The 24,658-nt window shown below is 69.0% G+C and carries 22 protein-coding genes and 2 pseudogenes; 6 read left to right on the plus strand and 18 right to left on the minus strand.

The features are described 5' to 3' along the window. Nucleotides 1-251 precede the first annotated feature (251 nt). On the plus strand, nt 252-1,355 hold the full coding sequence (locus ACFSVL_RS35245; protein WP_378310588.1) for a UDP-N-acetylglucosamine--N-acetylmuramyl-(pentapeptide) pyrophosphoryl-undecaprenol N-acetylglucosamine transferase: 1,104 nt from the start codon (nt 252-254) through the stop codon (nt 1,353-1,355). On the opposite strand, the gene ACFSVL_RS35250 is transcribed toward ACFSVL_RS35245, so the two are convergent. Together ACFSVL_RS35250 and ACFSVL_RS35255 are read right to left on the minus strand one after the other, a co-directional pair. Beyond that, the gene (locus tag ACFSVL_RS35250) at nt 1,320-2,417 is read right to left on the minus strand and encodes a sensor histidine kinase (protein ID WP_378310590.1); all 1,098 of its coding nucleotides are present in this window, start codon (nt 2,415-2,417) and stop codon (nt 1,320-1,322) included. The two genes, ACFSVL_RS35245 and ACFSVL_RS35250, sit on opposite strands and share 36 nt — an antisense overlap. Then, the gene (locus ACFSVL_RS35255; protein WP_378310592.1) at nt 2,414-3,088 is read right to left on the minus strand and encodes a response regulator transcription factor; all 675 of its coding nucleotides are present in this window, start codon (nt 3,086-3,088) and stop codon (nt 2,414-2,416) included. The genes ACFSVL_RS35250 and ACFSVL_RS35255 overlap by 4 nt, the downstream gene beginning before the upstream one ends. An 88-nt stretch (nt 3,089-3,176) precedes the next feature. Here ACFSVL_RS35255 and ACFSVL_RS35260 point away from each other — a divergent pair, with 88 nt between their 5' ends. The 3 genes from ACFSVL_RS35260 to ACFSVL_RS35270 are packed head-to-tail and all read left to right on the plus strand — an operon-like array spanning nt 3,177 to nt 5,679. Further along, nucleotides 3,177-3,722, plus strand: coding sequence for a M15 family metallopeptidase (locus ACFSVL_RS35260; protein WP_378310594.1), 546 nt, complete (start codon nt 3,177-3,179; stop codon nt 3,720-3,722). Between the two features lie 43 nt (nt 3,723-3,765). Beyond that, nucleotides 3,766-4,497, plus strand: coding sequence for a phosphotransferase family protein (locus ACFSVL_RS35265; protein ID WP_378310596.1), 732 nt, complete (start codon nt 3,766-3,768; stop codon nt 4,495-4,497). Between the two features lie 15 nt (nt 4,498-4,512). Beyond that, nucleotides 4,513-5,679 (plus strand): GyrI-like domain-containing protein, encoded by a 1,167-nt coding sequence (locus tag ACFSVL_RS35270; protein WP_378310597.1) that lies wholly within the window; start codon nt 4,513-4,515, stop codon nt 5,677-5,679. Here ACFSVL_RS35270 and ACFSVL_RS35275 read toward each other — a convergent pair. The 3 genes from ACFSVL_RS35275 to ACFSVL_RS35285 all read right to left on the minus strand — a co-directional run bounded on the left by ACFSVL_RS35275 (nt 5,639) and on the right by ACFSVL_RS35285 (nt 7,209). Next, the gene (locus ACFSVL_RS35275) at nt 5,639-6,514 is read right to left on the minus strand and encodes a nuclease (RefSeq protein ID WP_378310599.1); all 876 of its coding nucleotides are present in this window, start codon (nt 6,512-6,514) and stop codon (nt 5,639-5,641) included. The two genes, ACFSVL_RS35270 and ACFSVL_RS35275, sit on opposite strands and share 41 nt — an antisense overlap. 121 nt (nt 6,515-6,635) lie before the next feature. Then, the gene (locus tag ACFSVL_RS35280; protein WP_378310601.1) at nt 6,636-6,761 is read right to left on the minus strand and encodes a hypothetical protein; all 126 of its coding nucleotides are present in this window, start codon (nt 6,759-6,761) and stop codon (nt 6,636-6,638) included. A gap of 52 nt (nt 6,762-6,813) precedes the next feature. Next, nucleotides 6,814-7,209 carry a cupin domain-containing protein gene (locus tag ACFSVL_RS35285; protein WP_378310603.1) on the minus strand — a complete coding sequence of 132 codons (396 nt, stop codon included), beginning with the start codon at nt 7,207-7,209 and terminating at the stop codon, nt 6,814-6,816. 61 nt (nt 7,210-7,270) lie between these two features. On the opposite strand from ACFSVL_RS35285, the gene ACFSVL_RS35290 reads away from it, so the two are divergent. After that, on the plus strand, nt 7,271-7,741 hold the full coding sequence (locus tag ACFSVL_RS35290) for a MarR family winged helix-turn-helix transcriptional regulator (protein ID WP_378310605.1): 471 nt from the start codon (nt 7,271-7,273) through the stop codon (nt 7,739-7,741). A gap of 42 nt (nt 7,742-7,783) precedes the next feature. Here ACFSVL_RS35290 and ACFSVL_RS35295 read toward each other — a convergent pair whose 3' ends face one another. The 11 genes and pseudogenes from ACFSVL_RS35295 to ACFSVL_RS35345 form a co-directional block, all read right to left on the minus strand. Next, on the minus strand, nt 7,784-8,614 hold the full coding sequence (locus ACFSVL_RS35295) for a spermidine synthase (protein ID WP_378310607.1): 831 nt from the start codon (nt 8,612-8,614) through the stop codon (nt 7,784-7,786). Next, nucleotides 8,611-9,003 carry an adenosylmethionine decarboxylase gene (gene speD / locus ACFSVL_RS35300; protein WP_378310876.1) on the minus strand — a complete coding sequence of 131 codons (393 nt, stop codon included), beginning with the start codon at nt 9,001-9,003 and terminating at the stop codon, nt 8,611-8,613. Before speD ends, ACFSVL_RS35295 begins: the two co-directional genes overlap by 4 nt. Before the next feature lie 60 nt (nt 9,004-9,063). Continuing rightward, nucleotides 9,064-10,050: pseudogene (locus ACFSVL_RS35305) on the minus strand (type III PLP-dependent enzyme); the annotation flags it as partial. Nucleotides 10,051-10,155: 105 nt separating this feature from the next. After that, entirely contained in the window at nt 10,156-10,911 is a 756-nt protein-coding gene (locus ACFSVL_RS35310) for an aminoglycoside N(3)-acetyltransferase (RefSeq protein WP_378310609.1), read from the minus strand. 85 nt (nt 10,912-10,996) lie between these two features. Beyond that, entirely contained in the window at nt 10,997-12,184 is a 1,188-nt protein-coding gene (locus tag ACFSVL_RS35315; RefSeq protein ID WP_378310610.1) for a cytochrome P450, read from the minus strand. Nucleotides 12,185-12,198: 14 nt separating this feature from the next. Then, complete coding sequence (locus ACFSVL_RS35320; protein ID WP_378310612.1) at nt 12,199-13,014, minus strand: ABC transporter permease; 816 nt, start codon at nt 13,012-13,014, stop codon at nt 12,199-12,201. After that, nucleotides 13,011-13,970 carry an ATP-binding cassette domain-containing protein gene (locus ACFSVL_RS35325; RefSeq protein ID WP_378310614.1) on the minus strand — a complete coding sequence of 320 codons (960 nt, stop codon included), beginning with the start codon at nt 13,968-13,970 and terminating at the stop codon, nt 13,011-13,013. The genes ACFSVL_RS35320 and ACFSVL_RS35325 overlap by 4 nt, the downstream gene beginning before the upstream one ends. 23 nt (nt 13,971-13,993) lie before the next feature. Beyond that, nucleotides 13,994-14,839, minus strand: coding sequence for a DUF4097 family beta strand repeat-containing protein (locus ACFSVL_RS35330; protein ID WP_378310616.1), 846 nt, complete (start codon nt 14,837-14,839; stop codon nt 13,994-13,996). A gap of 76 nt (nt 14,840-14,915) precedes the next feature. Then, the gene (locus tag ACFSVL_RS35335; RefSeq protein WP_378310617.1) at nt 14,916-15,440 is read right to left on the minus strand and encodes a YlcI/YnfO family protein; all 525 of its coding nucleotides are present in this window, start codon (nt 15,438-15,440) and stop codon (nt 14,916-14,918) included. 115 nt (nt 15,441-15,555) lie between these two features. Then, the gene (locus ACFSVL_RS35340; protein ID WP_378310619.1) at nt 15,556-15,966 is read right to left on the minus strand and encodes a MerR family transcriptional regulator; all 411 of its coding nucleotides are present in this window, start codon (nt 15,964-15,966) and stop codon (nt 15,556-15,558) included. A 59-nt stretch (nt 15,967-16,025) separates the two neighbouring features. Beyond that, the gene (locus ACFSVL_RS35345) at nt 16,026-16,595 is read right to left on the minus strand and encodes a TetR/AcrR family transcriptional regulator (protein WP_378310621.1); all 570 of its coding nucleotides are present in this window, start codon (nt 16,593-16,595) and stop codon (nt 16,026-16,028) included. Between the two features lie 71 nt (nt 16,596-16,666). Between ACFSVL_RS35345 and ACFSVL_RS35350 the strand changes: the two genes are divergently transcribed. Next, nucleotides 16,667-17,251, plus strand: coding sequence for a dihydrofolate reductase family protein (locus ACFSVL_RS35350; RefSeq protein ID WP_378310623.1), 585 nt, complete (start codon nt 16,667-16,669; stop codon nt 17,249-17,251). 833 nt (nt 17,252-18,084) lie between these two features. Here the strand turns inward: ACFSVL_RS35350 and ACFSVL_RS35355 are convergent. Both ACFSVL_RS35355 and ACFSVL_RS35360 read right to left on the minus strand, forming a co-directional pair. Beyond that, nucleotides 18,085-19,542: an FAD-dependent oxidoreductase gene (locus ACFSVL_RS35355; protein ID WP_378310624.1), complete on the minus strand. Its 1,458-nt coding sequence runs from the start codon at nt 19,540-19,542 to the stop codon at nt 18,085-18,087. Further along, nucleotides 19,539-24,650, minus strand: a pseudogene (locus ACFSVL_RS35360) (type I polyketide synthase); the annotation flags it as partial. The pseudogene ACFSVL_RS35360 and the gene ACFSVL_RS35355, both read right to left, overlap by 4 nt. Nucleotides 24,651-24,658: the final 8 nt, after the last annotated feature.

The raw sequence follows: 24,658 nt of genomic DNA on the forward strand, positions 1-24,658 counted from the left end.
CAGGTCCGTGAGGGCCTCCCTGAGGGAATCTGATTCCCTCAGGGTGCCCCTCACGGACAACAACCCGGCTCTGCCACCGCCAGCCTTCGACCAGGGCAGGCGCGCGGCAACCCGCACGCATAACACCGCCTCAAGCCCCTGAGTACCGGGAATCAGAGTCCGTGAAGGACTCCTTGAGGGAATCTGATTCCCGGAAGGAGTTCTTCACGGACAACAAGCCGGCCCACGACAACAGGATCGCGAAACACCAGATGGACGACAAAGGACCCCGCGTAGTGGTAGCCGGAGGCCACTCCGCCGGGCACATCGAACCCGCCATGAACTTCGCCGACGCCCTGCGGCAGCTGGCCCCCGCCGCCGAGGTCACCGCGCTCGGCACCGTCCGCGGCCTGGACACGACGCTCATCCCCGCCCGCGGCTACCCGCTGGAACTCATCCCGCCCGCCCCGCTGCCGCGCAAAATCACCCGCGCCCTCCTGCACACCCCGTCCCGGCTGCGCGATTCGATCCGCGCCGCCGGGACGGTGCTCGACCAGGTCCGGGCAGACGTCGTCGTCGGCTTCGGCGGTTACGTCGCCGCCCCGGCCTACCTAGCCGCCCGCCGACGAGGGCTGCCGATCGTCATCCACGAGGCGAACGTCCGCCCCGGCGCGGCCAACCGCCTGGCCGCCCGCCTGACGTCGCATGTGTACACCGCCTCGCCGACCGTCCGGCTGAAACACGGCACCCCGATCGGAATCCCGCTGCGCCCGGCCATCACCGGCCTAGACCGCGCCCAGGCCCGCGACGCAGCGCGACAGCGATTCGGCCTCCACACCGATGCCCCCGTACTGCTGGTCACCGGCGGTTCGCAAGGCGCCACCGCGATCAACGCCGCAGCATCCGGTGCCGCCACAGCACTCCGCGCGGCCGGGGTGCAAGTCCTGCACATCACCGGGCCGCAACACTCTGCCGAGATCGAGACACCCGAGGGCGATCCGCCGTACGTGGTCCTGCCGTATGTCGACGAAATGCAGCACGCCTACGCCGCCGCCGACTTCGCGATCTGCCGCTCCGGCGCGATGACCTGCGCCGAACTGGCCGCAGTCGGCCTGCCCGCCGCGTTCGTCCCGCTGCCGGACCGCGGCGGCGAACAGCGGCTCAACGCCGGACCGATCGTGGCGGCCGGCGGGGCCTTGCTGGTCAACGAACTCACCCCGGCCTGGATCGAAGCCACCCTGCTCCCCATCCTCGCCGACCCGGCCCGCATCGCCGCGATGTCCGCCCGCGCGTCCGCCGCCGGAGCCCCCGGCGCCGACACCGTCCTGGCCCGCCACGTCCTAGCCATCGCCGAACGACATCGGCCCGCCAGGTAGCCGCACCGTCACGCAAAGCCCGCCCGAGGAACCCGGCGCGAGTGCCAAAACGCCGTCGTGCGCCTGGGCGATGCTCTTCACGATCGCCAGCCCCAGCCCGACCCCGGCATGATCGCGCCGGATCCGTTCGGTCCCCCGCTGGAACGGCTCGGTGAACGTCCACACCAGCTGCGGATCGACGGCCTCCCCGGTGTTCTCCACGGTGAGCGTGCTCCACGTCGGGGAGGCGGTCGTGCGAACCCGCACGGTGCCACCCTCCGGAAGATTGTGGACGATCGCGTTGTGCAGCAGGTTCGTCGTCAGCTGCAGCAGCAGCGCACGAGACCCGCGAACGGCCGTGATGTCCCCCGAAGTCTCAATGGCCACCCCGTTTTTCTCGGCGAGCGGCAGCAGCGTTTCGGCGGCTTCCTCGGCCAGCAGCGACAAATCGACCGGTTCCCGGGTGAACGACCGCTGGTCCGCGCGGCTGAGCAGCAGCAGGGCTTCGGTGAGTTCGATCGCCCGCGCGTTGACGACGCGGAGGCGTTCGTCGAGTTCGCCGCTGTCGCGGTCCGGGTCGTTGCGGGCGACCTCGAGCAGGCTCTGCGTGATCGCCAGCGGGGTGCGCAGTTCGTGGGAGGCGTTGGCGGCGAACCTCCGCTGTTCGGCGACGTGCGCGTCGAGGCGCGCGAGCATGGCGTCGAAGCTGTCGGCGAGTTCGCGGAACTCGTCGTCGCGGCCTTCCATCTCGATCCGGTGCGCGAGCGATCCGGTCGAGGCCCGCCGGGTCGCGGCGGTGATCCGGGTCAGCGGGGCGAGCATGCGCCCGGCCAGCACCCAGCCGCCCAGCAGGCCGAACACCAGCAGGAGCAGCATCACCACGGCCGCGTCCGGCGCGAAGTCCTTGATCAGGTCCCGGCCGGACGGCGCCATCACCACCGGCATGACCTCCAGCGCCCGGTCCTGGTAGTTCAGCAGGAACAGGCCGACCGCGCCGAGCAGCAGCGCCCCGGCCAGCATGAGGAATCCGGCGTAGCTCAGGGTCAGCTTGAGCCGGACGCTCATCCCGGGCTTGCGGATCATCCGCGGCCGGTTCCGTCGTCGATCCGGTAGCCGACGCCGGGGACGGTGGCGACCAGCCACGGTTCGCCGAGCCGTTTGCGCAGCGCCGAAACCGTGATGCGCACGGCGTTGGTGAACGGGTCCGCGTTCTCGTCCCAGGCCCGTTCGAGGAGTTCCTCGGCGCTGACCACGCCGCCCTCGGCGGCGACGAGCACCTCGAGGACGGCGAACTGCTTCCGGGTGACCGCGACGTACCGGCCGTCCCGGTAGACCTCGCGGCGGAACGGGTCCACCCGCAGGCCCGCGATCTCCCGCACCGGCGGCCGGTTGTGCGCGCGCCTGCGGTCGAGCGCGCGCAGCCGGAGCACGAGTTCCCGCAGCTCGAACGGTTTGGTGAGGTAGTCGTCGGCGCCGAGTTCGAACCCGGAGACCTTGTCGTCGAGCCGGTCGGCGGCGGTGAGCATCAGGATCGGCATGCCACTGCCGGACGCGACGACGCGCTTGGCGATCTCGTCGCCCGAGGGGCCGGGGATGTCCCGGTCGAGGACCGCGATGTCGTAGGCGTTGACGCTCAGCAGTTCCAGCGCGGTGTCCCCGTCGCCGGCCAGGTCGGCCGCGATCGCCTCCAGGCGCAACCCGTCCCGGATGGCCTCGGCCAGGTAGGGCTCGTCCTCGACGATCAGCACACGCATGCTCCCGATGCTACGAGCAGGCACGTATCGCTGGCATATCCGAAACCGCGTACGCGACGGCAACACCGTTTCGCCTTGGCTGAACGCTATGACCCGCAGTGAATCAGCACGCGTACTCGCGGCACCGGCTGTCGCCGTTTTCCGGCGCACTGTCCGCCGGGTGCTTCGCCGTCGTGGCGCGATCCGCGAGGCCGACGGAGCCGTCCCGCACGGCACGACGGTGTTCGCCGAGATTCCCGCCGTGGCCAATCTCGACCCGGTTTTCCTCTCCGCGCTGCGCCGGGCGGCGAAGGACGCGGCGAACGACGGCGTCGAGTTCCGCGTCAATAGCGGCTGGCGTTCGCCGGCGTACCAGAACCAGCTCCGGCACAAGGCGATCCTCAAATACGGCTCGGAACAGGAAGCCGCCCGCTGGGTCGCCACCGCCGACCGGTCCGCGCACGTCCTGGGGAACGCGATCGACCTCGGACCGTTCGCGGCCACCGCCTGGCTGTCGGAACACGGTGCCGCGTATGGACTGTGCCAGATCTACCGCAACGAACCGTGGCATTACGAACTGCGCCCCGAGGCCGTCGACCACGGCTGTCCGCCGATGTACGCCGATCCTTCCCAGGACCCGCGGCTGCAGCGGTGAAAATCCGGCGACAGCGGAGATGATCTTCGCGACAATCGCCGTCATGGAGGAAGTCGAAGTCGTCGTCGCCCACCACGAACGCGCCACCCTGCGCGTCGGCGACGTGTTCCTGAAGGTCGACACCGACCAGGCGCGCGCCGACGCCGAAGTCGCCGCGATGGCGCTGGCCCCGATCCCGACCCCGGAGATCCTCTGGCGGAAACCGCCGGTGCTCGCGCTCTCCGCGCTGCCCGGACGGGAACTCGGCCGCCCCGGCAAACCGTCGACCGCCTCCTCCGCGGCGTGGGCCGCCGCCGGAGCCGCCGCGCGGAAGCTGCACGAAGCACCGCTGCCGCCCGCGCCCGGCTGGAGCCCCGGCCAGCTCACCGAAGACCTCGACCGCGAATGCGCGTGGCTGATCGCGAACGACGTCCTCCCCGCCGAACTGGTCACCCGCAACCGCCGGATCGCCGACGCGGCGCTCCAGCCGTGGACCCCGGTCTTCACCCACGGGGATCTGCAGGTCGCGCACATCTTCGTCGAGGGCGACGAGGTGACCGGCGTGCTCGACTGGTCCGAAGCGGCCCAGGGCGACGCCCTGTTCGACCTCGCCGCGCTGACCCTCGCCCACCAGGAGCACCTCGCCGACGTCGTGGCCGGTTACGGGGGCGACGTCGACCTCGACCGGCTTCGCGCGTGGTGGTCGCTGCGCAGCCTCCGGGTGGTCCGCTGGCTGGTCGACCACGGCTTCGACCCGAAACCGGAGGTCGAGGTCCTGGAGGCACAGCTATTCTAGCGCTAGAATAGTGGAGTGCCCGCCCTCACCGACGCCGAACTGACCGTCCTCGGCCTGCTCGTCGAGCAGCCCCGGCACGGCTACGACCTGGAGCGGGTGATCGAGGAACGCGGCGTCCGCGCCTGGACCGCGCTCGGCTTCTCGTCCATCTACTACGTCCTCGACAAACTGGCCAAGCGCGGCTTGATCGAGGCCACCGGCGCGCCCCGCTCCGGGAAATCGCGCGCGACCTTCCAAGCCACGCAGTCCGGCATCGAAGCCTGCGCGGACGCCACCCGGGAAGCGCTCACCACCCTGACCCCGGTCCACGCGCGCGTCCTCATCGCCATGGCCAACAGCCCGGTCCTGCCGGACGCCGAAGTGCTTTCCGGGCTGACCGCGCGGCGCACCGCGTTACGCGACCAGCTCGCCGAAGTCCGGGCGACGCGAGCCCGCCAAGAACCGCTTCCCTCAGCCGCGTCGGCGATCTTCGACTACAGCGAAGCGATGCTCACGGCCGACCTCACCTGGACCGAGAGCGTCCTCAGCAAGGAGACAGCGATGGACAAGTACGACGTCAAGAAGGCCCACCGCGCGCTGTATTCGCCGTCGTCGAAGGACTTCGCCGTCGTGGACGTGCCCGCGCTCCGCTACCTCGCCGCCGACGGCCACGGCGACCCGAACACCGCGCCGGAGTACACGAACGCCGTCGAAGCGCTGTACGGAATCGCGTACGCGGTGAAGTTCGCCAGCAAGGCTCTCGGCCGGGACTTCGTCGTCGGCCCGCTGGAAGGCCTGTGGCGCGCGGACGACCCAGCCGTCTTTCTCACTCGGGAAAAAGAAAAGTGGGACTGGACGATGCTGATCAGCCAGCCGGACTGGGTCACCGAGGAAATGGTCCAGGACGCCGCCGCGCGCGTCGCGAAGAAGAAGGACAACCCCGCTCTCGCGAATGTTCAGCTGCGCACCTTGCATGAAGGAACGAGCGTCCAGATCCTGCACCTAGGCTCGTACGACGACGAAACGCCCACGCTGAATCGGCTCCACCACGAATACCTGCCCGAGCACGGCCTGACCTTCAACGGCGACCACCACGAGATCTACCTGAGCGACCCGCGGCGCACCGCGCCCGAGAAACTCAAAACGGTCCTGCGGCAGCCGGTCAAGCCTCTTGGAAAACGATCTGCTCCGGCGGAGTCGTAAGCTTCAACGTCTGCCGCCGGACCGACAGCAGCGTGTGCAGCTCCGTCGCGTGCCCGTCAGGAATGGTGAACAGCCGGTCGTTGCGAGTATCGACGTAATGCGCGAACCCGGCGAGCGAGACGCCGTCGGATTCGTCCAGGCTCAAGTAATCGACCAAGCGGCGGAACAGTTTCGGCAGCAGCACGACCTTGTCGCGCAGCTGGGCTCGGCTGGTCAGCTTGAACCCGCTGTTGGTGACGTCGTGCTCCCACACGCCCTTGCCCGCGGTGCGTGCCGCCACCGACGCGTCGGCCATCGCCTGCCGGAGATCCGGGTAAAGCTTGGAGTAGAACGTCGGATACGCCAGCCCGGTTTCGAGGAGATGGAAATTCCCCGACGCCTTCAGCGCCTTCGGATCGAGATGCACGTCGCCGCCGTCGGTGGAACGCCCCGCGCGCTGCCCGGGAAACGCGAACGCGACCGCGCGGCCGTATTTGTCGGCGAACCGGGTCAGGATGTGCCCGGGCGTCGCCCCCGGCGTACTGGTGGAAACGCGACCGCCTTCGTCGCGCTCGACCTTCGTGAACCCGAGGTGCCGCAACAGTTCGTCCCCGGCGGCATTCGCCAGTTCGACCGGCTGCCGCCACAATTCGGCACCGGCGACGCGGGGCCGGTAGTGCGTTTCGAGCGCGTCGATCCCGTCGAGGCGCAACTGCACCCCGCCGCGGGAATTGGTCCGCACTTTGAGGCCCGCGGCGGAAAACGCGTCGGCCCGGTCGGGATAGAACCGGACCGAATCCCCGTCCGGCGAAGCCCCGACGACCCGGAACTGACCTTTGATCAATGTCAACGGCACGAGAACGACGGTAACTGCCGGAGCGGCCGGCAGTTACCGTGTTTCCCGAGCCGTCACCGAGCGGTCACTCGGGCCGTTACCAGTTGTCACGCAACGGATTCCTCCGTGCGTGCAGGGTGACTTACTGGCAGGCTTCGCAATCCGGGTCGTCGATGCGGCAGGCGGCGCCGTCGACGAGCGGAAAGTCGAAATCGTCCAGCACGGGGACGACCGGGGCGGCTTCTTCTGGCGTGGCGGGAGCAGACATATCCGTTGTAGCGCTCAAGATCGCCGAACATTCCGTGACGCCCGCCACAGCACTAGGCGACCCAGTCCGGAAGGATCTTGTCCCCGTCCGCCGTCGCACACGCCGGCACCACTCCGGCCCGGTACACCCGCGTGCTGCCCGGCGCACAGACAATCGCCGCCATCCCCCGCTCCGCGTCCGCCCGCACCTGCCGCTCGACGTCGGCGGGCAGGACCACCGTCTCGCCCTTGCCAGCGCTCTCGACGACCCCGTCCAGCGCGACCTCCGCCCCGCCGTCGAGAATCGTCCACACCTGCTCCGTGTCGAACGCGTGCACCGGCCCGACCGCGCCAGGGGCCATCTCCACTCTCCACACCGCCAGCTGCGCGCCGCCTTGCGTAGGCGACGCCAGCGTCGTCATGACCGCGTTCGGCGTTTCCGTCCGGCGGCTCTCCCGAATGACTGTCACGTGCGCTCCCCGGTAAAGTAGACAACAAGGTTGTCCATATAGTCAACGAGGTTGTCTACTCATGTCAAGCGATCCGCCCGGCTACGAGCTGCCGCTGCGCCTGCTGTTCGGCTTCCGCAGCCTGATCGACGACCTGCACGCCGAACTGGCGAAGCAGGGCCACCCCGGCGTACGGCCGATGCACGGCTTCGTTTTTCAGGCGATCGGCCCGCAGGGGACCACCGCCGTCGAACTGGGCCGCACGCTCGGCGTGACCAAACAGGCCGCGGGCAAGACGATCGACGCACTGGAACGGCTGGGCTACGTCCACCGGGAACGCGACCCCGCCGACGGCCGCCGGATGCTGGTGCGGCTGACCGATCAGGGTCTCGACTGCCTGGCCAAGTCCGCGCGGATCTTCGACCGGCTGCGCGCGGAATGGGCGGAAACGCTGGGCGCCGAGCGGCTCCGGGCACTGGAGGAAGACCTGCGGAAGGTCGCCTCGCCGGGGGCCGCGCGGCTGGACCTGCCGGGCTGGCTCGCCGGGTCGTGAGTGGCAATCACGGTTCTAACCGCGATCGCCACTCACGACCCCTCACCCGCGCAAACTGATCGGCGGCACCGTCCCCCCACGCAACGCCGCCTCGTCCACCGTCACCGGCCGGTACCGCAGCCCCGCCAGCCGCTCCGCCATCGTCTCCACCGGCACTTCCTCCTCCGTGCCGAACAAAAACGCCCACTCGTGCTCAGCCGACCCGTAATACACCGGTGCCGGGAACGTCTCCTCGAACCGCCGCCAGCACTTCACCAGCGTCGAATTCCGCCACAACGTCGGGCACCCGCCCTGGTACGCCACCACCCCGCCCGGCGTCAGCAACGACCGGCACCGCGCCAGGAATTCCGTGCCGTACAACCGGTTGTGCTGAGCGTCGGCGCCGTCCTGCTCGTCCGGCAGATCCACCAGCACCACGTCGTACTTCTCCGCGCAGTTGTGGACGAACTCCCAGCCGTCGGCGTAATGCACCCGGACCGGCCCCTCGCCCCGCTCCGCCCGCGCCAGCTCAGCCGGCGAATACCCGTACGGAAGATGCTCCGCGCACAGCCGGACCGCCTCGGCGTCGATGTCCACGTGATCGACCGAAGCCCCCGCCTCGGCCACGATCCGGCACACCACGCCCTCGCTCGACCCGACCACCAGCACCCGGTCCACAGTGGACGCCAGCAGCAGCGCCGGAACCAGCAGCGCCTCGTGGTACACCAGCTGGCTGAACTCGGTGCTCTGCCGTTCGTCGTCGCAGAACAGCGAAATCCCCTGCGCCGTCTTGCCGATCACCAGATGCTGGTAGGCAGTCCGCGTGTCGACCAGCACGTCCGAAACGTGCCACTGCCGGATCAGCCCCGCGCCGACGGGTTCCTCGATGTTCAACTGTCTTCCTGTCCTCTGTGGATAGTGATGACCCGCGAAACGCTCGCCCCGAGCGAATCCCGCAGCAACTGCACCGCCAGCTCCGGATCCGCTTTCCGCCCGCACGTGAACACGTCCACGAACGCCGACCCGCGTTCCGGATAGGTGTGAATCGAAGCGTGCGACTCCGACAGCAACGCCATCGCCGTCACCCCGTACGGCTCGAACTGCTTGTGCGTCAGCTCGCACACCGTCGCCCCGGCTTTCTCCAGCGCGCGTTCCAAGCTCTCGCACAGGAACACCGGATCGTCCAGCACCTCCGCGGACACCCCGGAAAACTCCGCCAGCACGTGCCGTCCGGCGAACTCCCCCACCCCGCCGGAATCCCCGCCGACGAAGTAGGACCGCAAGGGCGGAAACCCGTTGAACGCCACCGAAGAGTAGCTTTGCGTGTACGCTCCGGCATCCGGAATGTCGACGTAATCCCCCGCCCGCAACGCCAACGGCAGCCGATACGGGGTGCGCTGGTAAAGCACGTCGTCGCCGTCGCAGGTCGGCCCCGCGAGCACGACCGGCCCGTCCGGACCGCCGTCGTGCTCAGTGCGCAGCCGGTACGCGATGGCCTCGTTCTCCGTCTCGGCCAGCCCGCCGTACCGGCCGATATCCAGGTACACCCACCGTTTCTCGTCCGCCGCGGACTTGCGCGACACCAGCACGACCTCGCTGCGAATCATCCCTGCCGACGCCACCACCGCCCGCCCCGGCTCGAACGACAACGCGGGCGCGACCGGGAAATGCCGCGCCACCGCCGCGCGGATCACCGCCGCGTAATCCTCCAGCGGCGGCACGTCGGTCAGATACCCGACCGGAAACCCGCCGCCGATATTCAACCCCCGCAACGAAAGCCCGTGAACGGCCACCGCACGAGTCACCTCGCCCGCCGCCGCGATCCCGGCCTCCCAAGCTTGCGGATCAAGATGCTGCGACCCGACGTGAAACGCGACCCCCTCCGCGTCCAGCCCCAGCTCCGCCGCCCGAACGAGCAGCTCGGCCGCCATCTCCGGCACACACCCGAACTTCCGCCCGAACGGAGTCTGCGCCCCCGGACTGTCCACCAGAATCCGGCACGAAACCGTCGCCCCCGGCGCGAACTCCGCGAGATTCTCCAGGTCGGCAAGACTGTCGAAGGTGAACCGCCGCACCCCCACGCGATACGCGAACGCGATGTCCCGCGCCTTCTTCACCGTGTTGCCATAGGACAGAGACTCCGGCCGAACCCCTTGCGCGAGACACAATTCGATCTCCTCGCGCCCGGCCACGTCGAACCCGGCCCCCGCCTGCCGTACAACCCGCACGACCTCCGGCGCCGGATTCGCTTTGACCGCGTAGTACATCCGAGCTTCCGGAAGCACCCGCTGGAGCCGCTCGCAGTTGCCCCGCACCGCGTCCAGGTCCATCACCAGACACGGCGCGGGCGGCCGCCGTTCCTCCAGGAACGCCCGGCAACGCTCCAGTACCTGCGAGAACCCTTCAGTCACGACGCCCGAGTATAGGTGCCGGGTTCACCGCAGCAGCTCCGCCAGCCGCCGCCGCGCGAAACCTACGAACGGTACACAGTCGATCACTTCGCAGTCCGCCTCGCCGATCTTCCCCCGCCGCGCGCCGCCCGCCGCCCCGAATTCGGCCCCCACCTGAGGGAAGAACCGCCCGTTGTCGTCCCCGACGTCGTCCGTCCGCACCCACACCCGCTCACCGTCCACCAGGTACGGAAACCGCCGCACCTTCCGCCGGTGGTGCGGCACCAGCGATTCGGCATAGTGCAGGAACGAGTTGCGGTTGTGTCCGACTCCGAGCAGCAGGATCCGCGCGCGCTCCCGATACAGCCACTCGAACGGCGACCCGCGTCCCACCGCATAAGCGAGCGGCTGCCGCGCCGTGACCTCAGCCGCCCGCGCCCCCACCGCGGCCACCGAAGCCTGCGGATGCCGGCTGCGGCACCGTCCGGACCACCCCAGCACCGCGTTGGGGATCGCCCCCATCGGCGTCGCGAGGTCCGCGTGAAACAACGGCACCCGCGCCCGCTCCTCGTCGACCGCAGCATCCCCCACGTGCTCCGGAAACGGATCCGCCACCTGCGGCGTGAACGCGGGCACCGCCACCGTCCCCTCCGGACCGACCGCCCGCAGCACCCCGGCCACCACCGCGTCCGCCCCGCCGTCCACCGCCCCCAGCGCGGACAGCGACGAATGCACGATCACCGCGCTGCCCTCCGCCACGCCCAGCTCCCGAACCCCCGCGCACACCGCATCAGCGTCCACCAAAACCGCCCTACCCCCTAGGCCGCAACGGGCACCGGCCCGGCGCTGACGAACACGCCGGGCCGATGCCGCTTCAGGAACTACTTCACCACACGACAGGCAGCTTCAAGACCCCGTAGATGTTCTGCACCTCAGGCCGCAGCGGCACTTCCCCCTCCGCCAGCCGCAGCGTGGGGAACCGCCGCATCAGCGCGGGCAGCGCGACCGTCATCTCCACCCGGGCCAACTGCTGCCCAAGACACTGGTGAATCCCGTGCCCGAACCCCAGATGCCCGCCGGACGGGCGCCGCACGTCCAGTTCGTCCGGCCGTTCGAACCGCACCGGGTCCCGGTTGGCGGCCTGGATGGACACCACCACCGAGTCCCCCGCCTTGATCACCTGCCCGCCGACCTCGACGTCCTCCAGCGCGGCCCGCACCCCCGTGTGCGCGATGGACAGATACCGCATCAGCTCTTCGACCGCCGCGCCGGCGGCCTCCGGCTCGTCCCGGACCACCGCCAGCTGGTCCGGATTGCTCAGCAGCGCATACGTCCCCAGCGCCAGCATGTTGGCCGTCGTGTCCAGCCCGGCGGCCAGCAGGAACGTCCCCAGCCCGGCGAGTTCCTCGTCGGTCAGGTCGCTGGTGGTCAAATCGCTGAACACGTCGTCGGTCGGCGCCGCCCGCTTCATCGGCACCAGCGAAGCCACGTATTCCTGCAACCCGCCGTAAGCGGCCATCCGCTCCTCGTCGGAGAGATCGGCGTTGTTGAGCGTCGCGGAATACCCCAGGAAAGAATCCCGGTCCGCGAAAGGCACCCCCAGCAGTTCGCAGATCATCACCGCGGGAACCGGATGCGCGTAAGCCTCCACCAAGTCCACTCCAGGACCGGCCTTCTCCATCGCGTCCAGGTACTCCGCGGCGACCTCGGCCATCCGGTCGGTGAGCAGCCGCATCCGCCGGACGGTGAACTTCCCGGTCAGCAGCTTGCGAAAGCGGGTGTGCTCCGGAGCGTCGATCCCGGTCAGGTCCCCCACCGGAGCCGGCGGCAGGCCTTCCTCCATCCCGGGAAGCGGGTAGTGCCACAGTTCGTACCGGTTGCTGAACCGCTGGTCCCCCAGGATCGCCCGGACCTCCGCGTGCCCGGTGGCCAGCCAGCCGACGTGCCCGTCCGGGAACAGCATCCGCGTCAGCGGAGCCTCGTCCCGCACCTCGGTCAGCGACGGCGGCGGATCGAACGGGCACCCCTCCGCCCGTCCCATCGGAACCCCTTGCACGATCGCTTCGCCAGTCATCCCCCGTACCCCTTTCAGTGTGCGTATTCGCGATTGAAAAGCTTCTTGGACCAGAGATAACCGCCGACGCCCATGACGGCGCACCAGCCGAGCGCGAACCAGAGGTGGTTGCCGAGCGGCTTGTCGAGCAGCAGCGCGCGCAGGGTCTCGATGATCGGCGTGAACGGCTGGTATTCGGCGAACCACCGCAGCGCGCCCGGCATCGAGTCGGCGGGCACGAACCCGCTGCCGAGGAAAGGCAGCAGCAGCAACGGCATCGGCGTGTTGCTGGCCGATTCGACGCTCTTGCTCACCTGGCCGAGCGCGACGCACAGCCACACCAGTGCGAGCGCCACCACCACGAGGAACCCGACCGCGGCGAACCACGAACCGACCCCGGCGGCGGGCCGGAAGCCGACCAGCAGCGCGACCCCAGTGACCACCACGAGCCCGAACAGCGCTTGCAGCACACTGCCGAGCACGTGCCCGGTCAGCACCGAAACCCGGGCGATGTGCATGGTCCGGAACCGGGCGATGACGCCTTCGGTCAGGTCCATCGCCACCGAAATCGCCGTGCCCTGCACGGTCGCGGTGATGGTCATCAGCAGAATCGTCGGCGCGACGAAGTTGGCGTATTCGGCTCGGCCGCCCCCGGGTCCGCCGAGCCCGGCGCCGAGCGTGCCGCCGAAAACGTAGACGAACAGCAGCAGGAACACCACCGGCATTCCGACCAGCATGATCGTCAGCGACGGATAGCGGAGCATGTGCTTGAGATTCCGCCGCAGCATGGTCATCGAATCGCGCACCGGATGGAACCGCAGGTCCGGTCCGGCGAGAGCGGGCGTGGTCATCGGGAAGTCACCTTTTCGTCGGAAGAATTGCCGGTGAGGGCGAGGAATACGTCGTCGAGATCAGGGGTGTGCACGGAAAGCTCGTCGACCTTCACCGACATCGAGTCCAGCCGGTCGATCAGCGATTTGAGCGACTGCAGGCTGCCGTCGCTCGGCACGCGCAGCACGAGCGCGTCGTTCTGCCGCGACGCGTCGCTCAGCGCGCGCTGCGCGTGGTCGAGGTCGCGTTCTTCTTCGAAGCGAAGCTGGACGTGCCCGCCGGGGATCTGCCGCTTCAGCTCGTCCGCGGTGCCCTCGGCGACGATCCGCCCGTGGTCGAGCACCGCGATCCGGTCGGCCAGTTCGTCGGCCTCGTCGAGGTATTGCGTGGTCAGGAAAATCGTGACCCCGCCCGCCACCAGCTTGCGCACGATCTGCCACATGGCCCGGCGGCTGCGCGGGTCCAGCCCGGTGGTCGGCTCGTCGAGGAAGATCACCTGCGGGCGGCCGACGAGCGTCATCGCCAGGTCGAGCCTGCGGCGCATCCCGCCGGAGTAGGTCGAAACCGGCTTCTTCGCCGCCTCGACGAGATCGAACTGGCCGAGCAGTTCCGCCGTCCGGTCCCGCCGCGCGGTCCGGTCGAGGTGGTGCAGATCCGCCATCAGCAGCAGGTTTTCCTCGCCGCTCAGCAGATTGTCGACGGCGGAGAACTGCCCGGTGACGCCGATCGAGGCCCGCACGCCGTCGGCTTCCGAGGCGACGTCGTATCCGGCGACCTGCGCCGCGCCGCCGTCGGCGTTGATCAAAGTGGACAGGATCTTCACCGTGGTGGTCTTGCCCGCGCCGTTCGCGCCGAGCAGCGAGAAGACCGTGCCGCGCGGAACCGTGAGGTCGATGCCGTCGAGCACGACGTGGTCGCCGAAGGACTTGCGCAGTCCGGCGGCGGCGATCGCCGGCCGGGAATGGTTGCTGGACATAGGAGTTTCTCCAAAAACTGGGGTCAGGAGCGGTGGATGACGATTTCGCCGAACGCGGTGTGGCCGCGGACCTCGACGGTCTCCTTGGACTCGCCGGGGCTGGCCGAGGTCTCCAGCTGGTTGCGCACGTGGCCGAAGTTGGTCTTCACGTCGAGCCAGGCCGCGGTGCCCTCGGCGATGCCGATCCGCAGGTCGCCGATCGCGCTTTCGAGCACGACCGAACCGCGCACGACCTCGCCGAGCTGAATGGCGCCGTTGGACGTCTTCGCGTCCACCCCGGAGCCGGCGTGCCCGACGGTGATGTCGCCGTTGGCGGAGCGCGCCTGGACGTCGCCGCTCGCGGACTCGATCGTGGTGTCGCCGTTGGAGTTCTTGGCCGTCACGGCCCCGTCGACCGGGCCGAGCCGGATCCGGCCGGACGCGGTGGTCACGTCGGCGTCGCCCGCGACCTCCTCGGCGGTGACGTGCCCGACCGAGGTGTTGACGCGCAGCGGGCCGGTGCGGTCGAGGCTGACGTTCCCGGCGGCGGTCTTGAACCGGGCCTGCCCGAGCTGCCCGATGCTCTGGAAGGCGCCGGCCTGCACCTCGGCGGAAACCCGCGAGCCGGCGGGAAGTTCGACGGTCACGTCGACCGAACGGGTCTTGCGGGAGAAGTCGAACGCCCGCATCTTCGGTCCGGCGATGGTCAGCGTGCCGTTGCTGTAGTCGACGCGGACCTGCTTCGCGGCCTTGACGTCGGACTCGTCCAGGTCGTCGGTCGGCCGGACGTCGACGACCGTGTCGGCGCGGTCGCTCGCGGCGAAGCGGACCTGTCCGGTGCCGAGGTCGAGAGTGACGGAAATCGGTTCGGGCGTAGCGAATTTAGGCATGGTTGTCCCCACGTGTCGGATCGGTGTGCCGTCTCCGCAGGTCAGAGACGGGTGAAGGGTGTGGTGAAGAAGAGAGCTAGCGGACCCAGCCGGTGAAGCTCTGCTTGGAGAAACTGCCGCCGGGCGGCTCGAACCGCGGCTCGCGCTCGGGGCGCTGCTGCAGGGCGGCGGTGGCGGCCCGGACGAGCCAGGCGTTCACCGAACGGCCCTCCTTGGCGGCGGCCTCCTCGACCGCGGCCTTGAGCTGTTCGGGCAGCCGCACGTTGATCCGCGCGGACGGCCCGTCCTCGGCGAACAGCGGTTCCTGGGCCTCCGGAGCCGGCTCGGCCGCGGGCGCGGCGGACGGAGCGGCTTCGGCGGGCGGCGTGGTCACGACGAAGTTCGGGTCGCGGCCGCGCAGGCGCAGCTCGACCGAGCCGGGCGCGAGGTCCCGGGTGATCTCGTCGGCGGCGCCGGACAGCGTGTCCAGCAGGGTCATCCGGATCGCCGATTCGAGCGATCCGGTCAAGCGCTCGACCAGCGCGCGCCCCTCCTCGCCGCTGGCCTCGGCCAGCGTCGCGAACTCCCGCCCGAGGTTGCTTACGTACGTGGTCAAGTCCATGGCACCACTATGGCACACGCGTGGCACCACCACAAGCCATCTTGGCTCAGTTTGGCACCACTATGGCTCTAGTGGTGCCATATCCCCAGGTCAACGCGTGGTGCCACGCGAAAAATCAAGCCGGCTTAGCCGCCTTCGCGACCGGCAGTTCGATCCCGGCACGGAACCAAGGGCACTCGTCCAGAGCGCCGTCGTGCCGGCACGTCATGAGGTGATGCAGGTACGTTTGCGCGTCGAGCAGCCGCGTCACCTGCTCCTGGATCGCGTCGATCCGGGCGGTGACCGTGCTCCGCCAGCCGTCGTCCTGCCCGCGGCTGCTGAGCAGCACCGCGATGTCGTCCAGGCTCAGCTGCCCGGCCTCCCGCCAGGTGCGGATCAGCGCGATCCGGTAGAGCTGGTCGCGGTCGTAGTACCGCCAGCCGGAGCGGCGGTGCGGCTGGATCAGGCCGCAGCTCTCCCAGTAGTGCAGCGTCGACACCGGCACGTCGAAGCGCGCCGACACCTCGCCGATCGAGTACAGGTCCATACCACATTGCACCGCACCTCGACGACCGAAAGCAAGGTTAGGCTAAGCAAACCTTCTCTCTATTCGGCAGCCACAATCCGCTCGACCGCGTCGGTGATCAGTTGCTCCCGCTCCGCTTCGGAGAAGACGTCCGGCAACGTGAGCTGCTCGACGATCAACCAGTTCAGCGCGAGGATGAGCAGCTTGACCGCGGTGGCGTCGCCGGGAAGCCCGGACACCTCGTGGTACGCGACATTCGCCTCGACATCCGCGCGAACCCGCTCCGTGAGCACCCGGCGCAACTCCGGCCGCCGGGTCGCTTCCAGCCGCAACTCCAGCAACGCGAGATAGCCGGTGCGGAACGCCGCGATCCGGCTGACCAGCTCACGCATCAACTGCGCATACGCGGCCCGGTCCCCGTTTCCCGGCGGAATCGAGTCGTCGTCCGGCTGCAGCCGCTCGTACACCCGCGCCCCCGCCTGCGTGAACAACTCGTCCCGATTGGCGAAGTAGTTCGACGCGGTCCCCGCCGGCACCCCCGCCTCCCCGTCGACCGCCCGGAACGTAAGCCCTCGCGCCCCCTCGCGCGCCAGCACCTCGATCGCCGCGTCGACGAGCGCCGCCCGCCGCTGGTCGTTCCTCCGCACCATTTGACACCACTCCAGCTGTAGTTGTACGGTTCAAACCACTTCATCCATAGTACTACAGACGGAGTTACCAGATGCGAAAGCTCGTGTACTACATCGCAGTCACCCTCGACGGCCGCATCGCCGGCCCCGCGGGCCAGTTCGACTTCTTCCCGCAGGGCGATGCCCAGCAGACCGCCGCCTACATGGGATTCATGAACTCGCTGTATCCGGAAACAGTCCCGACCGCCTTCCGCGCCATGGCCGGCGTCGAAGACGCCCCCAACCGCCGCTTCGACACCGTCCTGATGGGCCGAGCGACGCACCAACTCGACCCGGCCATGCCCAGCCCGTACGCGCACCTACGGCAGTACGTCGTGTCAAGCACCCTGAAACCGGACGCCGCCCCCGACGTAACCGTCGTCCCCGGCGACCCGATCGGCCTGGTGCGCGACCTGAAGAGAGAGGAAACCGGCCTGGACATCTGGCTCTGCGGCGGCGGTACCCTGGCGGGCGCACTGATGCCGGAGGTCGACGAGATCGTGCTGAAGAGCTACCCGGTAGTGGCAGGCGCGGGCATCCCGATGGTGGACGGCGAGTTCGACCCGACGGTGTTCTCGGTCGCCGAACGGACGGCGTTTCCGAACGGGGTTACGGCTACCCGCCTTGTCCGGAACTGAGCAGTGCCGTTCTTGGGGGCTGGGGCGGTTGTACGAGTGCCCTGGACACTCGCCCCAGGCAGCCGATGAACAGCTGCCGTTGTCCGCGCCGGAGCTGGGGTGAGTTCGCCGGGCGCGGCGAAAAAGCTGTGGTCGGCGGCTCCGCCGTGGCCCCAATGTGACCATTGGGTGCGTTGAGCGAGTCTGCGGCGCGCAGCGCCTCCGTTGAGGGTGGTGGCGGGGGCATGGATGGAGCAACGAACGCCACATTGGGTGCGTCAGATGCACCCAATGCGGCATTGGGGCGCTCCTCGGCCGGAGCCGTCGCAGCCAGGCGAGAAATCTCGCGAGCCCTGACGCCGCACCATCGCTCGGCCAGCGACGAGCCTGATCACCCAGCGACCGCCCCGGCTTCGCGAACCTCGATCAGGCCAGCCACAGCGGATTACCCACCCGGCCCAACACCAGCTGGGGCAGAGCTGGACCAGACCCCGCACCAACCCACGCCACCTCAAGCAGGCCAGCCACCCCAGCCTCAGCTCCAATGCCAGGAATTTAAGGCTGCGTCATGTGTGCGGCGTGAGGCGCGTCCGCCCAGGCCAAAGGGGCGGTGGGCTCTTGCCACGCCCAGCACGAGCGGCAAGAGCAGGATCATCGTCTGTGAGGGCCTCCCTGAGGGAATCAGATTCCCTCAGGGAGGCCCTCACCGCCCTGCACACCCGGTCACATGGGTATCAATCAGGCATTTCGCCACTACTGGCGTCCTTTGTGGACGGTTGATAGGCACGGCGTCACGCAGCTGAAGTTCCTGGAATTGAGCCTCAGCGCTGCCGCGCGACCCACCCGAGCCAGAACTAAGCCAGATCCCGCACCAACCGCGCCACCTCCGGGAACTCCTCAGCCGGACCAGCCGCCGCGATGTAAGCATCCGGACGCAACAGCACGAACCCCTCCCGCGACCCGCCAGCACTGAAGTGCGCCACCATGCCCGGCATCCGCGTCGCCAGTGCGGCCGCGTGGGTTGCCAGATCGCTGCTCGGCGAGCCGAACGTCACGAGCTGGAACTGCCCCGCCAGGTCCCGGTCCATTTTCGGCAGCCATCGCGGGTCCCGGGTGCCCGGGCGCGGCCACGAGCGGGACGTGGCCGGTTTTCCGTTGCCCGGCAACGGGTTCGGGCATTCCGCGCGCCATCCGGCCAGGGTCGGGGCGAATTTCCGTTCCAGCACTCCGCTCGACTGCGCCAGCCGCCAGGTCAGGTTGCGCACCCGGCGCGCGATCGGGCCCGCCACCGATTGCCGGGCCATCATGCCGGTCGCGCGGAGGGTTTGCTGGATCGCGGCGCGGCGCTCGGGGTCGTAGGTGTCCAGGATCGCCGGGGCGAGGCGGCCGTGGTGCACGCCGGCCAGTTTCCACGCGAGGTTGCGGCCGTCGGGGATGCCGAGGTTCAGTCCTTGCCCGCCGATCGGGCTGTGCACGTGCGCGGCGTCGCCGACCAGGAAGACGCGGTCCGCGCGGAGCTTCGCGGCGATGCGTTCGTCGCTGGAGAACGTGGTAATCGTGCGCAGGCTCGTGACTTTCAGCCCGCCGGGACCCCGTTCGTCCAGGAGGCGTTGCACCTGGCGTTCGTCTGGTTTTTCGCCAGGCGGGAACGCGCCGGAGATCCGGAACTCGCCGCCGGGGAGCGGGGCCAGCAGCAGGACGCCGGAGTCGCTGAGGAAGTAGTGCACCTCGTCGCGGCGGATGTCCCCTTCGAGATTTCCTTCGGCCAGCAGGAAGGAGACCGGGATGTGCTCGCCGTCGAACGCGATGCCGAGCTGGGTGCGCACTTCGCTGCGGTGGCCGTCGGCGCCGATGACCCAGTCGGCCTCGAACTCGCGGGCGGTTCCGTCGGCGGTGGTGGCCGCGACGAGCACGGATTCCCCGCCGGGCACGACTTTCGTCACGCGCACCCCGCGTTCGACGGTCCCGCCGAGATCGTGCACCGCCTGTTCCAGCAGCACCGTCGTCTTCTCCTGCGGCAGCACGAGCGGCCGGTTGTCGTCGTTGAGCGCGACGCGCGCGCCCACCCCGGACGGCAGGTGGTAGTGCAGCGCCGCCGGCCCCAGCCCCTGTTCGCGCGCCCGGTCGGCAACGCCGAGTTCGGCCAGCACCTCCAGCACCGGCGGCCACAACAGGATCGCGCGGGACCCGGTACCCGGTTCGGGCTCGGCGTCCACGACGGTCACCGGCACGTCGAGCCGCGCCAGCTCGGCCGCGACCGCGAGCCCGCACGGCCCTGCTCCGATGACCAGGACTGTCGTTCGCTCAGTCATGACTTCTCCACCGCCAGCTTCTCCAACCATTCGTGTACCGCCTTCGCGGCGTCGTCGGCCTCGTCCTCGAGGATCGTGAAGTGATCCCCCGCCAGGTCCGTCGTGTCGTGCGGGCCCGGCCAGTGCGCGCGGGGTCCCGCGGTGGCTCTGGCCAGGAGCACCGGGGTGTCGATCTCCGCCGGGGCGAACGTGTGCAAAAGGCCTAAGTACGCACCCATCGCGGACAGCCGGGCGTCGTCGGCCAATCCGGTCTCGGCCAACCGGCTGGCCAGGCCCTCCAGGACACCAGACCACGATGCCCGGCCCAGGACGAACGTGTCGAGTAAGACCACTGCGGATGGAGTAGTACCCGTTCGCTCCAGCGCGGCGGTCACGGCGTTCGCGAGGAGGCCGCCGGACGAGTAGCCGACCAGCACGAAGGGTCCCTCGGTCTTCTTCACTTCGGCGACGAGGGTGTCGACCAGAGCTTCGAGGCTGTCCGGAAGTGCTTCTCCGCTCTGGAACCCCGGCAGGGAAAGCGCGGACACCGGCCGCTCGTCGCGCAGGGCCGCGGCGAACCGGGCGAACTGGTGCGGACCCGACGTGGCCAGCACCGACGGCAGACAAACCAGCCTTGTCGCGGTCCCCGTCGTGGTCAGCGGAACCGTCGCCGGCCGCGTCTCCGCGCCGGACGGCCGAAGTTTGGCCGCCGCCGCGAGGACGTCGAGAAACTCGGGCAGCTTGCCGGACTCCCGGGCTTGCGTCAGGAGAGTAGCCAGCGGACTGTATACAATCTCCTGTCCACCTAATTCATCATTCAGGTAAACAGTCAACGCTTCCGGCGTGGAGTGCTCGAGGAACGCGGAGACCGGCACTCGCAGCCCGGTCGCGGCGTTGAGCCGGTTGCGCAGGTCCACTGTGGTCAGTGAGTCGAAGCCGTGTTCCAGGAAGCGGCGGCGCGGGTCCACCGAGGTCGCCGAGGGATGGCCCAGCACGGCGGCGGCTTGGCTTCGGACCAGGTCGAGCAGGACCTCGTATCGCTCTTCGGCGGACAGTCCGGTGAGGCGATCGGGCTCAGCGGCCGCCGACACCGCACGGGCGGGTGCCAGGTCGGCGATCAGCGGCCGGTCGCCGGTGGCGCGGTAGGTGTCGGCGAACGTCGGCCAGTCGAGGTCGGCGAGCATGATCTGGGACTCGCCAAGGGACAGCGCGGACATTGCCCGGTCTGGGTCGAGCAGGCGGATTCCCCTGCTGCCCAGGCGTTCCCGACGTGCGTCGTCGCCGGTCTCCCATGGGCCCCAGGCGACGGAGAAGGTTCCGTCTTGCTCGGCCAGAGCGTCCAAAGTGGCGGTGACACCGGCGTAGACACCCTGGCCGACGCCGCCGAACGTGCCGGAGATCGAGGAGAACAGGACCAACGGGACATCGGCCAGGTCCTGGAGGTTCCGAGCACCGGACACTCCGGACTCGAACATCTCCGGCGTCAGGTTGTCCAGCGCGCCTTCCTCCAGGGGGACATCCGCGTGCACGATCGCGGAGAATTCTTTCGCGGCCAGCAGATCCACGACTGCGGCACGGTCGGTGAGGTCGCATTCGACGACGCGCTCGTCCAGCGGTTCAGCGTGTCCTGGTTGGACAGTCAGGACCAGCTCCGCGTCGGTGTTCTCGGCGAGCCACCGGGCGGTGTGGGCACCCACTGGAGTGTCGGCACCGGTCACGAGGACGGTTCCTTGCCACGACCAGGTTCCGGCGCGAGGTGTCGCGCGGACCAGGCGGCGGGCGAACAAACCGGTGTCCCGCACCGCGATCTGGTCCTCGCCGGTGTCGCCGGACAGCGCGGCTGACCACAGGGCGGCGGTCGGCCCGTCGAGTGCTTCCGGCAGGTCGATCACACCGCCCCATAGGCCCGGACGCTCCACTGCGACAGCGGCGGCGAGGCCCCAGATCGCGGCTTGGTCCGGATCGGGAGTGGTGCCGTCGGCTGTGACTGCGCTGCAGGTGGTCAGCCACAACGGGACGTCGGTGTCGAGGGTCTGAACCAGCGCGAGGGTGTCCGCGAAGTCGAGCAGCGAGATGATGCCCCGGGTGCCGGTCAGGAGGTCTCGGTCGAGTTTGGTGGTCCAGGTCAAGTTCACGCCGTGTCGGGTCAGGGCGTCGAGGCAGTGGTTGGCCCAGGTGCTGTCCGCTGGCACGACGGCGAGCCAGTTGCCGGAAAGTGTTGCTGTCGACGGTTCGGGCATTGGCTGCCACGCGATCCGGTACCGCCAGGAGTCCTCAATGGACTTCTCCTGCCGACGCCGGTGCCACGCGGTGAGCGCGGGCAGCACCTCGGACAACGGCTCTTCGTCAACATCCAGCGCCCGCGACAGCTCCCCCGTGTCGGAACGGTCCACGGCGTCCCAGAAACTGGCTTCGACCGGGTCCGCAGTGGACTGTTTGCGCGCTTCCGGCCAGTACGTTTCGTGCTGGAAAGCGTACGTGGGCAAGGTAACGCGTTGTGGTTCCGCGCCCTCGAACGCCGGGGTGAAGTCCACCGGCAAACCGTGCACTTGTGCGTCCGCGGCGGAAAGGAGGAACCGCGCCAAGCTGCCTTCGTCGCGACGGAGCGAGCCGATCGTCACTGCCTCGACGCCGGCGTCTTCACCGGTTTCCGTGATCGACGACGTCAGCACCGGATGCGGGCTGACCTCAATGAAGAACCGATGCCCGGCTGCGATCAGCGCACGGATACCGCCGTCGAAGTTGACCATTTCGCGGACGTTGTCGTACCAGTACTCGGCGGTGAGGGATTCGGTCGGGACGAACTCGCCGGTTACCGTTGAGCAGAAAGGAATTCCGCCCGGGCGCGGGGTGATGTCGACGACCATCTTCAGGAACCGCTCACGCAGCGGTTCGAGCTTCGGCGAGTGCGAAGCCACTGTGGACACTGCGCGAGTGCGGATTCCGTCCGCCGTGCAGTCCGCGACGAACTTCTCCAGCGGAGCGAGTTCCCCGACTACCGTTACCGCGCTCGGACTGTTGATCCCGCCGATCGTCAGCTGACCGCCGAAGGCAGCGAGGCGTTGTTCCACCAGAGCGGCCGGGGCGCCGACTGCGACTACGGCACCGCGGCCTTCCAGCTCCTCGGCGAACAACCGGCTGCGGAGGACGACGATCTTCGCAGCATCCTCAAGGGACAGTGCACCGGCGACACAAGCCGCAGCGACCTCCCCTTGGCTGCTGCCGACGACGGCGGCCGGGGAAACTCCGTAGGACTTCCAGAGCGCCGCCAGCGAGACCATCACCGAGAACAGCGCTGGCTGCACGACGTCGATCCGCTTCAGCAGCTCCGCGTCACGGATGGCGTCGTACAGCGACCAGTCGACCAGTCCGGAAAGGACAGACTCACACTCCGCCATGGAGCGAGCGAAGGCCGGAGCGGACTCCCACAGTTCGACGGCCATTTCGGTCCACTCGGAACCTTGGCCGGGAAAGACGAAAACCGCCTGCTCCACCGGATTCGCCAGCCCGCGCACCGCTGCTGCGTCTTCGTCGCCGGCGGCCAGCGCTCGCAGAGTCCGGCTCGCGGCAGCCCGGGTGTCGGCCACGACCGCTGCTCGATACTCGAACTCCGGCGAACGCAGCAGCGACCAGCCGAGGTCGGCAAGCCGCGCCGGTCCGTCGACGAACGGCAGCAAACGTTCAGCCTGGGCGCGCACCGCGGTTTCGCTCCGGCCAGAAAGCAGCAGCGGGACCGGCGCAGTGAACTCCGGAGGCACGACGTCGGGCTCGGGCTCGTGTTCCAGGATCACGTGCGCGTTGGTTCCGCTGATGCCGAAGGCGGATACCCCGGCCCGGCGCGGACGGTCGGACGCGGGCCACGGCTTCGGTTCGGTGAGCAGAGCGACGCCGCCTTGTGCGAAGTCGATCTTCGGCGACGGTTCGTCCACATGCAACGTTTTGGGCAGAGTTCCCGCGCGGAGCGCCATGACCATTTTGATCACGCTGGCCACTCCGGCGGCTGCCCCGGCGTGGCCGAGGTTGGACTTCAGCGATCCCAGCCACAATGGACGGCCGGCCGGCCGGTTCCGTCCGTAGGTGGCGAGCAGGGCGTTGGCCTCGATGGGGTCGCCGAGTTCGGTGCCGGTGCCGTGGGCCTCGACGGCGTCCACATCGGCAGCCGGGACGCCAGCGTCGGCGAGGGCTTGGCGGATCACGCGTTCCTGTGAAGGACCATTCGGTGCGGTGAGGCCGTTGCTGGCACCGTCGGAGTTGATCGCGGTTCCTCGCACGACCGCCAGCACCGTGTGTCCGTGTCGCTGTGCGTCGGAAAGTCTTTCCAGGACAAGGAGGCCAGCCCCTTCGGACCATGCGGTGCCGTCTGCAGCTGCGGCGAAGGCCTTGATCCGGCCGTCTGGAGCCATGCCGCGCTGACGGCTCATCTCGACGTATCCAGCGGGCGTGCTCAGCACGGAAACCCCGCCCGCCAGCGCCAGCGAACACTCATCGCGGCGCAGCGCGCGGCACGCCAAGTGCAGTGCCACCAACGATGATGAGCACGCGGTGTCCACTGTGAGCGATGGACCTTCGAAGCCATAGGTATAGGAAAGCCGCCCGGACAGCACGCTGCCCGCGTTGCCGGTCATCAGGTATCCGCCGAGGTCTTCGGCCGCCTGTGAGACGACCATGCTGTAGTCCGGCGCGCCGCTGCCGACGAAGACTCCGGTGGCGCTGCCGCGCAAGGCCGCGAGGTCGAGGCCGGTCCGTTCGAGCGCTTCCCACGAAACTTCCAGCAGCAGACGTTGCTGCGGGTCCATCGCTTGCGCCTCGCGCGGCGAGATTCCGAAGAACCCGGCGTCGAAACCGCCTACTCCGGAAAGGAATCCGCCCTCGCGCACGTAGGTCGTGCCGATGTGGTCCGGGTCCGGATGGAACAGCTCGTCAAGGTCCCAGCCGCGGTCGGCAGGGAACCCGGAGATCGCGTCGCGGCCCTCGTCGACCAGGTCCCACAGGTCTTCCGGCGACCGCACGCGGCCCGGATAGCGGCAGGCCATCGCGACGACCGCGATCGGTTCCGCGGCGCGGTCCTGGATTTCCTTCAGCCGCTTCCGGGTTTCGTGCAGGTCGACAGTGACCTTGCGCAGGTATTCGCGAAGCC

It is taken from the genome of Amycolatopsis silviterrae (genome assembly GCF_042684085.1).
Taxonomy (GTDB): Bacteria; Actinomycetota; Actinomycetes; order Mycobacteriales; family Pseudonocardiaceae; genus Amycolatopsis; species Amycolatopsis silviterrae.

Excerpts from the sequence above, each read along its gene's own strand:
- ACFSVL_RS35350 (WP_378310623.1), top strand. The coding sequence starts at position 16,667 with ATGCGAAAGCTCGTGTACTACATCGCAGTCACCCTCGACGGCCGCATC.
- ACFSVL_RS35340 (WP_378310619.1), bottom strand. The coding sequence starts at position 15,966 with ATGGACCTGTACTCGATCGGCGAGGTGTCGGCGCGCTTCGACGTGCCG.
- ACFSVL_RS35265 (WP_378310596.1), top strand. The coding sequence starts at position 3,766 with ATGGAGGAAGTCGAAGTCGTCGTCGCCCACCACGAACGCGCCACCCTG.
- ACFSVL_RS35355 (WP_378310624.1), bottom strand. The coding sequence starts at position 19,542 with ATGACTGAGCGAACGACAGTCCTGGTCATCGGAGCAGGGCCGTGCGGG.
- ACFSVL_RS35320 (WP_378310612.1), bottom strand. The coding sequence starts at position 13,014 with ATGACCACGCCCGCTCTCGCCGGACCGGACCTGCGGTTCCATCCGGTG.
- ACFSVL_RS35335 (WP_378310617.1), bottom strand. The coding sequence starts at position 15,440 with ATGGACTTGACCACGTACGTAAGCAACCTCGGGCGGGAGTTCGCGACG.
- ACFSVL_RS35330 (WP_378310616.1), bottom strand. The coding sequence starts at position 14,839 with ATGCCTAAATTCGCTACGCCCGAACCGATTTCCGTCACTCTCGACCTC.
- ACFSVL_RS35260 (WP_378310594.1), top strand. The coding sequence starts at position 3,177 with ATGACCCGCAGTGAATCAGCACGCGTACTCGCGGCACCGGCTGTCGCC.
- ACFSVL_RS35250 (WP_378310590.1), bottom strand. The coding sequence starts at position 2,417 with ATGATCCGCAAGCCCGGGATGAGCGTCCGGCTCAAGCTGACCCTGAGC.
- ACFSVL_RS35315 (WP_378310610.1), bottom strand. The coding sequence starts at position 12,184 with ATGACTGGCGAAGCGATCGTGCAAGGGGTTCCGATGGGACGGGCGGAG.
- ACFSVL_RS35245 (WP_378310588.1), top strand. The coding sequence starts at position 252 with ATGGACGACAAAGGACCCCGCGTAGTGGTAGCCGGAGGCCACTCCGCC.
- ACFSVL_RS35290 (WP_378310605.1), top strand. The coding sequence starts at position 7,271 with ATGTCAAGCGATCCGCCCGGCTACGAGCTGCCGCTGCGCCTGCTGTTC.
- ACFSVL_RS35325 (WP_378310614.1), bottom strand. The coding sequence starts at position 13,970 with ATGTCCAGCAACCATTCCCGGCCGGCGATCGCCGCCGCCGGACTGCGC.
- ACFSVL_RS35255 (WP_378310592.1), bottom strand. The coding sequence starts at position 3,088 with ATGCGTGTGCTGATCGTCGAGGACGAGCCCTACCTGGCCGAGGCCATC.
- ACFSVL_RS35280 (WP_378310601.1), bottom strand. The coding sequence starts at position 6,761 with ATGTCTGCTCCCGCCACGCCAGAAGAAGCCGCCCCGGTCGTCCCCGTG.
- ACFSVL_RS35345 (WP_378310621.1), bottom strand. The coding sequence starts at position 16,595 with ATGGTGCGGAGGAACGACCAGCGGCGGGCGGCGCTCGTCGACGCGGCG.